6 protein-coding genes are annotated in these 11,181 nt (G+C 69.9%); 1 reads left to right on the top strand and 5 read right to left on the bottom strand.

Annotation, left to right across the window (positions count from 1 at the left end):
- Positions 1 to 76 precede the first annotated feature (76 nt).
- The 5 genes from G6034_RS15375 to G6034_RS15355 all read right to left on the bottom strand — a co-directional run bounded on the left by G6034_RS15375 (position 77) and on the right by G6034_RS15355 (position 10,727).
- Positions 77 to 1,255 (bottom strand): NAD(P)-dependent malic enzyme, encoded by a 1,179-nt coding sequence (locus tag G6034_RS15375; protein WP_176635986.1) that lies wholly within the window; start codon positions 1,253 to 1,255, stop codon positions 77 to 79.
- A 266-nt stretch (positions 1,256 to 1,521) separates the two neighbouring features.
- The gene (locus G6034_RS15370; protein WP_176635985.1) at positions 1,522 to 4,824 is read right to left on the bottom strand and encodes an ATP-binding protein; all 3,303 of its coding nucleotides are present in this window, start codon (positions 4,822 to 4,824) and stop codon (positions 1,522 to 1,524) included.
- A complete protein-coding gene (locus G6034_RS15365; RefSeq protein ID WP_176635984.1) occupies positions 4,821 to 5,543 on the bottom strand; it encodes a DUF4194 domain-containing protein in 723 nt (240 codons plus the stop codon). The genes G6034_RS15370 and G6034_RS15365 overlap by 4 nt, the downstream gene beginning before the upstream one ends.
- Complete coding sequence (locus G6034_RS15360) at positions 5,540 to 6,997, bottom strand: DUF3375 domain-containing protein (protein ID WP_176635983.1); 1,458 nt, start codon at positions 6,995 to 6,997, stop codon at positions 5,540 to 5,542. The genes G6034_RS15365 and G6034_RS15360 overlap by 4 nt, the downstream gene beginning before the upstream one ends.
- A 64-nt stretch (positions 6,998 to 7,061) precedes the next feature.
- Positions 7,062 to 10,727, bottom strand: a complete 3,666-nt coding sequence (locus G6034_RS15355) for a TM0106 family RecB-like putative nuclease (protein WP_176635982.1) — start codon at positions 10,725 to 10,727, stop codon at positions 7,062 to 7,064.
- A gap of 129 nt (positions 10,728 to 10,856) precedes the next feature.
- Here G6034_RS15355 and G6034_RS15350 point away from each other — a divergent pair, with 129 nt between their 5' ends.
- Entirely contained in the window at positions 10,857 to 11,165 is a 309-nt protein-coding gene (locus tag G6034_RS15350; RefSeq protein WP_176635981.1) for an acylphosphatase, read from the top strand.
- Positions 11,166 to 11,181: the final 16 nt, after the last annotated feature.

Genomic DNA, 11,181 nt, shown 5'->3' with positions numbered 1-11,181 from the left:
CACTCCTGCCCCGCCCCCGCGGGCCCGGAACCAGCCCGGACGCGCCCACACGAGACCAGCCGCCGGCGCGCCCAGCTCAAACCGCGGCAGCCACCGCGGCCGCGACGGCAGGGCCCACGCGCGGGTCCAGGGGGCTGGGGACAATGTAGTCCGGGGCCAGGCTGCCTGCCGCGAGGTCCGCAATCGCATTTGCCGCCGAGCGTTTCATGGCGGGCGTGATCCGGCGCGCACCGGCGTCCAGCGCACCCCGGAAGATGCCCGGGAAGGCCAGTACGTTGTTGATCTGGTTGGGGAAGTCGCTGCGCCCTGTGGCCACCACGGTTGCGTATCGTTGCGCCACGTCCGGCATGACTTCGGGGTCCGGGTTGGACAGGGCAAAGATGATGGCACCGGGATTCATTCGGGCCAGGGCATCCTCGGGGATGGTCGAGGACGACACCCCAACCACTGCATCTGCCCCGTCCAGCGCTTCCGCGATGCCGCCGCGGAGCCCCTGCCGGTTTGTCCTGGCGGCGTAGCCGGCCTTGATGGCGTTGAGCCCGACGCGGTCCTGATGGACGATGCCGCGGGAGTCGAGGAGGACCACGTCGCCCAGGCCGGCGTCGAGCAGTATTTGCGCCACGGCAATGCCCGCGGCGCCGGCACCGGAAATGACGGCGCGCATGGCGCTGAGCTCCTTGCCCACCACCTTGGCGGCGTTCGTGAGTGCCGCCAGGACCACCACGGCAGTGCCGTGCTGGTCGTCGTGCATGACGGGGCAGTCCAGCGCCTCGATCAGGCGTTCTTCGAGCTCAAAGCAGCGTGGGGCGGAGATGTCTTCCAGGTTGACCGCACCGAAGCTCGGGCGCAGCCGGACCAGGGTTTCAATTATTTCATCAACGTTTGTGGTGGCCAGCACCAGGGGGATCGAGTCCAGCCCGCCGAAGGCCTTGAAGAGGGCGGACTTGCCTTCCATGACGGGCAGGGACGCGCTGGGACCGATGTCTCCCAGTCCCAGGACGGCCGTGCCGTCGCTGACCACGACCACGAGGCGGCTGGCCCAGGTGTGGCTGCCCGCCAAGGCGGGATCGGCGGCGATGGCGCGGCTGACCTTGGCCACGCCTGGCGTGTAGGCGATGGACAGGTCCCGCAGGCTGTCCAGCGGGACCTTGCTGGTGACTGAAAGTTTGCCGCCAACGTGGGCGGCGAAGATCTCCTGCTCGGAAAGGGATATGTGGCTGCCAGTGGATGGGGTGGTGGTTGCTTCGATTGACATGTAATTCTCCTGCGTCGCTTCCAAGGTGGGAGGCGCGAGAGCGTCCGGGCCCTGATGTGCCGGGACGACGGCGGCTGCCGGGCTGTGAGGTGGGGCGCGGCAGGGCCTCGCAGTGCCGGGCCGGCCTGTACGTCGATGGACAGGCCGGGTGAGTCCGACAGGTGCTCAAGGTTTGTTGGTGTCGACACTACCCGAAGCGCCTGCCACCGATCGCAACGCGGCGTGAAGATGCGTCACATTGCGCTGCGGCACCATGCCGGCCGACGTCAGCGCAGGATGATGTCCGTTGCCGTGGCGGGCGAGCGCCCCGAGGAGACAAAGCCTGAGACGTTGGCCTGGGGGTGCTTGATGATGTCCGTGACGGAGCCCAGGTGCCGGGAGAGGTCCACCTTGTCCTCCGGCGCGGCCAGCAGCAGCTGGAAGCCGAACTCCTGCAGGGCATTGATGCCCGCGCCGGCGTATTCGGAGTTGGCCTGGATGAACGCCTCGTCGATCATCACCGTCCCATAGCTGCTGTAGCCCTGGATGTCGATGCCCAGCTGGTAGGCCAGGGCGGCGCCCATGATGAACGATGTGAACCGTTGTCCCTCGCCGCCGGAGAGGGTGCCCGGTTCCAGGCCAAGCTCCACGTCGCCGTTGGGGCGGTGCTCGTTGCAGCTGATTCTCACGTGCTGGCGGACATCGAGCACGGTGTCGGCCCAGGATTGCATGGAGCGGTCGTTGAGGGCGTCCACGAGGCGCTCCAGCTGCTGGTAGCTGGCAGTCATCTTCTCCTCCGTGGCCTTGGCGTAGGCGTTCCCCAGGGCCTCCTTCAAGTCGGTGCGGAAGGCCCGGGCCTCCTCGGGGATGGCGGTGGCCACTTCCAGGCGCAGCCGGCTGCCCTTCTCAAACGGCACGTCCGCCAGGATCTGGTTCAGGGGCAGGATTCGTTCCGCAATGGCGCGCCGTTCCTCCTCCAGCAGCTGCAGGAGGTCGGAAAAGCGCTCATAGGAGCGGTTGTTGAAATACTCGCGGAATTCCTCCTGCCGCTGCGGCAGGCCGTCGGAAATGATCCGCCCGTGGAGCTCCTCATAGTGTTCGGCCGCGTCAGCCCCCGTGCCGTGGCTGGCGCCCATGCCGGGCCCGAACTCGCGGGCAAATGCCTTGAAGATTTCGACCAGCGCGCCTTCGGTGCGGAAGATGCGTTCCTTGGCGGCCGCGGCGCGTTCGCCCAGGTCCAGCGCGGCTTGGCTGAACAGCTGGTCCAGTTCCTTCAGGCTGTCAGGGCCGCCGCCGGCCGTGTAGGGGGCGAAGGCTTCCACGGCCCACCCGGCGGGCGGCTCCGTGCGGGCCTTCGCTGAGGTGGCTGCCGCCTCGTCCCGGAGGTCCGACAGTTCCCGTTCCACCCCGGAGAGGTGGTTGTTGAGCACGGCCACGCGGCCGACGGCGGCCTCCAGTTCCGCCTTCGCCCCGCCCAGCGCCTCCCTGATGCCCGCCAAGGTGGCGCTGCTGTCAACGGCCGCCTGGAGCGCCTGCTGCAGCTTCCCGAGCTGCGCCGACAGGGCGCCGGACTCGAGCTGCTCAAACGGACGGGTGTCCCCGGCCACACGGCGGAGCGCGTCCAGCCGTCCAGCCTGCTGGTCCTTGGCCCTGCTGCGCTGCTCGGCCAGGGCTGCAGCGCTCTCGCAGGCGGCGGCCAGCCCGTCGGCCCGGGTCTCGAGTTGCGCGATCTTGTCCACGTTGGTGAAGCCGAGCAGGTAGTCGGCAGGGTTGACGGCGCGGGTGTCGCGTTCAAAGGTGGACGCGTTGGCCTTCAGGGTCCCGGCCAGCGAAATGGCCCGTTCGTGGGCATGCAGCTCCGCGTCGCTGTCCACGCACCGGAAGGCGAAGTCCCGGGCCACCTTGGCGCGCAGCCAGGCGCCGGCGTCGGACGCGTGGAAGTCCAGTTTGGTGGCCAGGTGCCCCTCGCCGGGATCGGCGGGGCGCGCGGCCGCGCCCATGTTGATCCAGCGCAGCCTGCCGAAGCCGTCCAGGCCGTTGGCGGCGTGCGTCACGGCCTCAATGTCCACAGCGCGCACAAGCAGCGTGGTGGCCAGGGACCGCAGCACCTTTTCCGCGGCCGGGCGCCAGACCGCATGGCCGGCGGCGATGTCCACCAGCTCCCCGGCAAACGGCAGCTCCGCGGGGTCCAGGCCGGTCTCGGCGCAGATCGCGCGCCGGGCGGCGGCGCTGCGGCCGTCGATGTTGCTGCCGCGCCGCTGGTAGGAGGCGATCTCCGCCCGGAGCCTCTTCTCCTCGGCCTTGGCGTTGATGCTCTCCGCCACGGCCTCGTACTCGCGGGTGCGGGCCGTCTCGGTTTCCGCCAGTTGAAGGCCGACGCCGGCCCCCGCCTCCCGCCGTGCGGCCGCCAGGCCTTCCGGGGTCCAGGGGGCGTCGAGGCCGGCCGCCGCGAGGTCGTCGCGGACGGCCGACTCCAGCCGGAGGCGCTCCTCCAGTTCCCGCCTGGCCGCACGGATGTCCCTTTCCAGGCCTTCGATGGCGCGCCCGCCATGCCTGGCGTGCTGCTCGTCCAGGGCCGCCACGGATTCCGCCAGGGCGTCCTTGGCGGCGGCCGCAGCCTCGATCTCCATGAGCGTTTGGCCGTGCTGTTCCTCGAGTGCCACGGCCTTGGCGGCGAGCAGTTCGGCCTGGAAGCGGCGGCGCAGGAGCGGCAGCTGGATGTTTTTTAGTTCAACTGTGCGATCATGGGATTTCCTGAACTCCCGCAGATTTCGGTGCAGGTCCGGCACGGGGGCGAGTGCGTCGCGCTGGCCCCGGGCGTCCTCAAGCTGGCGGTAGATGCCGCGCAGGTGGCTGAAGTCGTCCACGGCGGCCTTGGCCGCAGCCAGGGTTGCCGGCTTGTCCAGCACCTCGTAGCGGAAGAACCGGTTGACGCCCTTGTCCAGGCCCTTGCCGTTCTGCAGGGTGCGCAGCAGGCTGAACGCCTTGTCGTTGTCGATGCCGAGCTTGCGCCGGAAGCGTTCCGCGAACGTCTTGTGCACGTCAAAGGCCTCGCAGCCGGGCAGGGCGGCAAGCAGGGACGACGGCGAGAACCGGCGGCTGCCGTGCTTTTCCAGGGCGTTGGTGTCCAGCGGGCGGTCGTGGATCACGTAGTGCTTGCCCACCTGGCCTTCGAGGCCGTTGGCGGGCAGGTCGAAGAGCGCGGCAATGGTGACGTGCCGGCCCAGGCCGTCCTCGAAGGCCAGGGCGGTGGCGGACCAGGTGGCGCTGGGCCGCTGGTACACGGTGCCGTCCGGCGTCTTGAGCTGGCGCCCGCGCATGTAGCTGAAGGTGGTGCGGCGGTCCTTGCGGTTGGACGCCTCGTGGGCGGACTCGTTCAGCCGCGGGGCCGCATGGAAAATGTGCTGGATGCCGTCAAAGAGGGTGGATTTGCCCACGCCCGGGTGACCTGTCAGCAGGGTTCCGGCGCGGTCCACGTACATGGCGTGCCGGCCGTGGAACGTGCCCCAGTTGATGATCTGGATCTGGCAGAGCCGGTACTGGCCGGGGTTGATTTCCTCGCCGATGGGCAGGGTGGTCGCAATGCTCATTCTGCGGCTTCCTCCTGTGTGCTGTCCCCCGTGGTGTCATCCGGCGCGTCCGCGCTGCCGTCCAGGGCGGCCAGGTAGGCGGGGATCTGGTCGATCGTGTCAAAGGGCAGGGCCAGCGCCAGGGCGTTGCTGACCCGGTACTCGCCGGGAAGTTCCGTGGGCAGGAGCAGTTTCAGCGCCAGCAGCCTGGCCAGCGACGAATCTGTCAGCTCGTCCAGGCGTTTGTCGTCCACGGCGCCGGGCTGGCGGTGCTCGGCCAGGACTTCACGTGCGCCGCTGCGGGTGATGGTGGCGTCCGTGCCGGTGCCTGCCTGGCGGTCCAGAAGCAGGCGCAGCCGCAGGGCCAGCAGGGTCTCCTCACGGCGGAGCGGTTTGCGGGCCACGATGGGCTGCGTGTGGACGGCGTCGACTCCGGCCGGCGTCAGCAGGGCGATCTTGCGTTCCGGGTCCACCGTGAGCACGAGGAAAATTTCACTCAGGTACTGCTGCAGCGAGGCCCGGTGGGTCAGGATGGCTGTCCACAGCGGCGCCTCCGCGGTGCCGTCGATGTAGGGTCCACGCAGCAGGCGGACCAGCGCCTGGCGCAGCTCCAGGGGGAACGAGCCTGTGTCCCCGGGGAACAGGGACCTCTCGGTGCGGTACGCGTCACTGGGGCCGGACGCGGCGGGCGGGGTCCCGGCGTCGTACGTTTCCTGGGAAGTCACGGTACTGGGAGTCATGGGGCGGTGTCCTTTGTGAACGTCACCAGCGGCAGGCGGGCGGTGCGCTCCGTGCCGTCGATCTGGGTGAAGCGGAGGGTCTGGGTGCGGGCCGGGTCAACGGCCTGGTCGGTCGCGCGGGCGGCGAGCAGCAGCCCGCGGATGGTGTTGATGTGGCGCAGCGCGGCGGGCAGTTCGGCGTAGGCGTCGGCGAGGGTGGCCGTGCCGTTGCGGGTGCTGCGGGCCAGTGCGACGGCGGCGTGGACGGCACGCATGTCCGGTGGCGGCGTGGCGGGGGTGCGGTGGATGTCCGCGCCGCTGAGGGCGGGCGGGGCGGCCAGCGGCGGCGGCGGGACGTGGTCCCCGGGGTTGAAGATGCCCAGGCCGGCCAGGGTTTCAAACGCGGGAGCGTACAGCAGCGGCCCCACCACGGGGGTCCGCGGGCCCAGCGGGGCTCGGGCGGTGGCTTGCTCGGCGGCGTGGATGGCCTTGCGCAGCAGGATGGATTCCCGGAACTCGTCGCTCATCACGTAGCTGTGCAGGCTCTCGGACAGGCGGCCGTAGATGGCGTGGACGTCCGCGGCCTGGCGGCGCATTTCACGGACCAGGGTGGCCAGGGTGCTGCGTTCCTCGCTGCTGAGCTGTCCGGTGAAGCCGCGTTCGAGCACCTCGTTGACGGCCTGCCGGAAGCGGGCCTGCCGGGCGGGGTCGTTGAGGAATTCGGTGAAGCCCTGGAAGGTCTCGCCCTCGGCCGTGTTGCGCAGCGCCTTGTCGCCCTCCAGGACCTGGCCCACCGCCACGCCTTTGGTGACGGAGGATTCCATGATTTCCTGGCGGATGGTGTGCAGCATGCCCTCCACGCCGTCGCGCATGCGCTTGAAGTCGGCCGGGAGGCCGGACGCCAGGTCCAGGACGCTGCGCGTGGCCGCCAGGGCGGAGTTGTCGGAGAGGACAGCGGGGTTCCCGCCGTTGCGCAGGGCCTCAATCTCGCCCTGGCGCTCGGCGATTTCCGCCTCGAGCACGGCAATGCGGCGCTCCGGGTTGGGGTCTGTCTGGAAGGACAGCGTCTCAATGCTGGTCAGCAGGGTGCTCAGCCGGGAGCTGTTCAGGTTGGTGCGCTCCTGCGTGAGTGAGTCCAGGAACGCGAGCGCCCGGGTGGCGGCGGCCGTGGGTTCGTAGACAAAGCGGCCGTCCACCATGGGACGGGCCAGGAACTGGCTGCGTACCCAGGAATCGGCGTAGTTGGAGGCCTGCCACGACTCGTTCAGGCTGAGGTTCTCGTGCCGCAGCTCCTTCATGAACGCGGCGAGGTCGGCGTGGAATTCCTCGAGCGGGACGCGCTGCCTGGCCGCGGTGAACTCGGCCCTCAGGAAGGCCAGCGACCAGGGCGCGGCCTGCATGAGACGCCACGCGGGGCTGTGCCGCAGCTGCTTTTGGGCATGCCACTGCGCAACGGCATTGTCAGTGGGGCGCATGGGGGCCTTTGCGGGGTCGGGGCACGGTCTTTCATTTTATCCCCGGGGATGCCCGCGCCCGGCATCAGCGGCTGCAGAGGCCGATGAACGCGCCCAGCTCCGCCATGCCCGCGGGCTTTGTGGGCATGAAATTTGTCAGCTGCGGGGAGCGGATGATGACGGCACGCCACTGCCCGCGCGAGACCGCCACGTTGATGCGGTTGCGGTTGAGCAAGAATTCCATGCCGCGCGGCGCGCCCGCGGGGTCGGCGCAGGCCATGGTGACCAGCACCACGGGGGCTTCCTGGCCCTGGAACTTGTCCACAGTGCCCACCCTGACGTCCGGCAGTCCGGCGCGGTCCAGCGTGCCTCGCACCAGGTGGACCTGGGCGTTGTAGGCGGCCACCACCAGGATGTCCTCCTGCCGGAGCGGGCGCGGCGCGGCGCCCGCACCGGGTGTCCACGGCAGCCCGATGTGCGCCTTCGCCTGCTTCACCACCTCGGCCGCCTCCTCGGGCGAGGACTGCCGGTTGTCCCGGCCGCTGCCGGGGGTTTGCTCCACCAGGACGGACTCCACGCCCGGCGGCGTGCCGGCCAGGTTCCGTTGGGAGGCTGCGGGCGCGGACTCCAGCTTTCCGTCGTAACTGAGAAACGACACAGCGGCGCACAGCTCCGGGTGCATGCGCCAGGAGTCGGCCAGGAAGTACCCTTTCTCCGGCGGCAGTGTGGGCTCCCCCTCCGAGATCCAGCCGAGCGCGGATTCATCCACCGGCGCCGGGTGCGAGCCCTGCGTGACCTGCGGCAGCTGCTGGGGATCGCCCAGCAGCAGGAGCCGGCTGGCGGACTGTGCCACGGCCAGCGTGTTGGCCAGCGAGTACTGGCCGGCCTCGTCAACGACCAGCAGGTCCAGCGACCCGGGGGGCACATTGGCGCCCGTCATGGTCCAGGCGGTGCCGCCGATCAGCGCCCCTTCGGGGCCACCCAGCAGCCGCCCAAACTGCTGGTCGTCGGTGATGTGCCACGGCACCTTGTGCGGCGCGGCCAGCTTCTTCCCCACCCGCTGCGGGTCCACGCCGGCCTTTTCAATGGCGGCGCGCAGCATGTTCTCGACCACCGCGTGGGACTGCCCCACCACGCCCACCTTCCATCCGCGCTCGACAAGCCGGGCGATCACGTGCGAGCCGACGTGCGTCTTGCCTGTCCCGGGCGGCCCCTGCACGGCCACATAGGAATGGTCCAGCGCCAGCACCGCCGAGGTGATGACGGAAACGTAGTCGCGGCCCCCCGGGCCGTGCCCGTTGCCCGGCGCCGCCGCGGGGACGACGGCGGGCGGCAGGCTCCCGCCGTCGGCCAGTCGGGGGAGGGCCTTGCGCAGGATCTCCACGCCCGGATGTTTCGGCAGGCCGGGGAGCGTGCCGCCCACCGTGGCGGCCAGCGTGGAAAGTGCCTCGCGGATGCTCCTGGTGGCCACAGGCTTGTTCGGCGTCAACGCCATCGGCAGCTGGTGGTGGGCCGGCACCCTCTGGCTGGACTTTTCCGTCACGAGGAGGGATGTCAGCTCCGGCGTGGAGGGATCGGAGCAGTCCTCCACCACCGTGAGGTTGAACAGGCCGCCACGCCGGGACGGGTCCGCGCCCTCCTCCGCCATCCCCTCCGGGAGCGGGGCGTTGAACATGCCGAACCACTGCGTTCCGGGCCGAAAGTCCGAGCCTTCCGTGGCCGAGCCGGAAATCCGCAGGGTCCGGGTCAGGGTCCGGGCCCGCGGCGTTGCCTTGTCCCAGTCCTTCACGACCTCGGCGTCCTGGATGACAAGCATGTTGCGTTCCTCGGGCCAGGCGTCCACGGGTTTTTCGAGCCGGTCAAAATGGCCCCACCAAAACTGCTTGTCCTCGCGGCGGTGGTAGCTGGCGGCCGCGGCCACCATGGCGACGGCGTTCTCGTCAGCCGTCAGGACGTGCCCCTTTTCCATGGCCAGCCCGTTGAGGTAGGCCTCCAGCAGCAGTTCCTCGGGCGTGGGCTCGTAGCCGCCTTCCTTCGCCTCGGGAATGTCCAGCTTCCCGCTGCCCGCCGTCCACGCCGGGACCTGGACGGCCGCGCCTATCCCCAGCAGCCAGTCCCGCAGGCGCAGGGTGGAGAGGCAGTCGTACTCGTTGTAGTCGCTGATGGACGCCAGGATCTGCCGCGCCTCCTTGGCCCTGGCCGTGTCCCCGGCCAGTCCGTCGTCGCGCGCGGCGCAGTAGAGGGCGTAGGCCACCACGGAGGCGCCCGCATCCTTCACGTCCCCGCTGCGGAGGTGGTCGCCCATGTACAGCGGTTCCAGCTTCTTGATCGAGTAGGAGTCCTCCGAGATGCGAACCGACTGGCGGACCGTGTCCAGCAGGTCCACAAGCAGGCCGGTGCGCAGCCAGTTGTCGATGGCGTCTTCCCCCACGCCGTGCAGCACGGACAAGTTGCGCAGGGCCGATTTTTCGTAGGGCGCATAGTGGTAGACGTGCATGTCCGGATGGACCGCCCGGCGCGCCTCCACGTAGGCGATGAAGTCGAGCAGCGCCGCCCGTTCCTCGAGGCGCGAATGTGCCCAAAACGGCCTGAACACGGGAGGGGTGTCCGTCCCCGGGACCGGCGCCTCGATGGAGCCGAACAGGTACTCGAGGCCCCACTTTTCGGTCACGGGGTCCTGCCACAGCGGGTCGCCCTCAAAGTCAAAGAAGATGTCGCCCGGACTGGCGTCGGGCAGTCGGCTGACGCTGTCCCGGAGCACCTTGTAGCTGACTGCGTGCCCGCTGCCGTCCTTGGCGAAGGTCCGCGTGCCGTCGGCTGGATCGAGCCCCAGCTGCATGCGGGCCTGGTCGCGGAGGCGGGCCAGCGGCCCAGTGGCGGCGTCCGGGCGCATCCGGGCGAGGGCGTCAATGGTGGCGACGCCCTGGGCCATGAGCTTGCGGCGCTGGGCACCGGTCATGCCGTTCACCAGCAGCAGGTCGCGGTGCTCCCGGACCTGCTCGGCGCAGTAGTCGCAGCGGCCGCAATGGCTGATGCCGTCCTGAAGCCACGCGACCGGCCGGGGCTGGCTCCGGTGGCCGGACACCAGGGCCAGGAAGTTGCCGCGGCGTTCGCGGAACACCGGCAGCAGGTCGCGCATCGGGTGGCCGCTGCGGCTGCGGTCGCCCAGCACCAGGGTGGTCACGGGCGCCACGGGAATGCCGTAGCTTTGCAGCTGGTCGCCGTACGCGGCCAGCTGCAGCAGGGCGCTGACCCGTGCGTGCCGGGCCAGCTTGGTGTCCCACACCGCATACGAGCCGTCATCCTGCCTCACCAGAAAGTCGGCAAAACCGACAAACGATCCGTCAAAGAACGTTGCCTGAAAGACGACGTCGGCCCCGCCCCGAAGTGCAGCCAGCGTTTCTTCCCGCTTCGCCGCCAAGCCGTCCCAGGTGGGTGCCGCGGGACTGCCGTCGGGGTCGGCGGCCCGCTCCACGGCCTTCACGCCCCGGCCCGTGGCCGGGTCCCACTGGCCGTGCTGGGCGATGAGCTCGTGCAGGACCTTTTCCTCGTAGACGTCGCCGAGCTCGGCGGCCCTGCGCAGCATGGGGTCCTCAGGGAAGCCGGGCTTGTCTGCCCGGCCCAGCCTCTCATCCAGGATCCGCAGCGTGCGGTATTCGCATTCACTGGCCACCACGAGGTCGGAGGCCGAAAAAATCAAGGGGCTGCCGCCGTCGTCCGGAATGCCGGGCGGGGAGGGGAGGAAAAACATTGCGGCACCTTCCGGCGGTTTGGCTTGCAGTCCCTTGAATCTAGCAAGCGGGACCGACAAAATGGCCGGCTGCCCTCCCCCGCGGGCGTCGACCTGTGGGAGCATATGGCCAACAGGGAAGGACACGCCATGGCAGACGCAGGTGCAGCAGGCAGGCCCGTCCGGCTGGCGGCCGTGGTCCACGGCAGCGTCCAGGGGGTCGGATTCCGCTACCTCACGGCCCGCAAGGCGCGCGAGCTGCGGCTGGACGGAAGTGCCGTGAACAGGGCCGACGGCACCGTGGAGGTGGTGGCCGAAGGCCCCGAGACGGCGGTGCGGCAGCTGCTCGAATGGCTGGAGTCCGGCCGGGCGCCCGGCCGGGCGCCCGGCCGCGTGTCCGGCGTGGACGCCGCCTTTGGTCCCCCGGCAGGCTGCCCGCACGGGTTCAGGGCCGGGTAACGTGGAAGGCGGCAGG

This window comes from Arthrobacter wenxiniae (assembly GCF_013376105.1).
Lineage (GTDB): Bacteria > Actinomycetota > Actinomycetes > Actinomycetales > Micrococcaceae > Specibacter > Specibacter wenxiniae.
The sequence above is the reverse complement of the archived record's forward strand: the minus strand, read 5'-3'. Positions and strand labels throughout refer to the sequence as shown.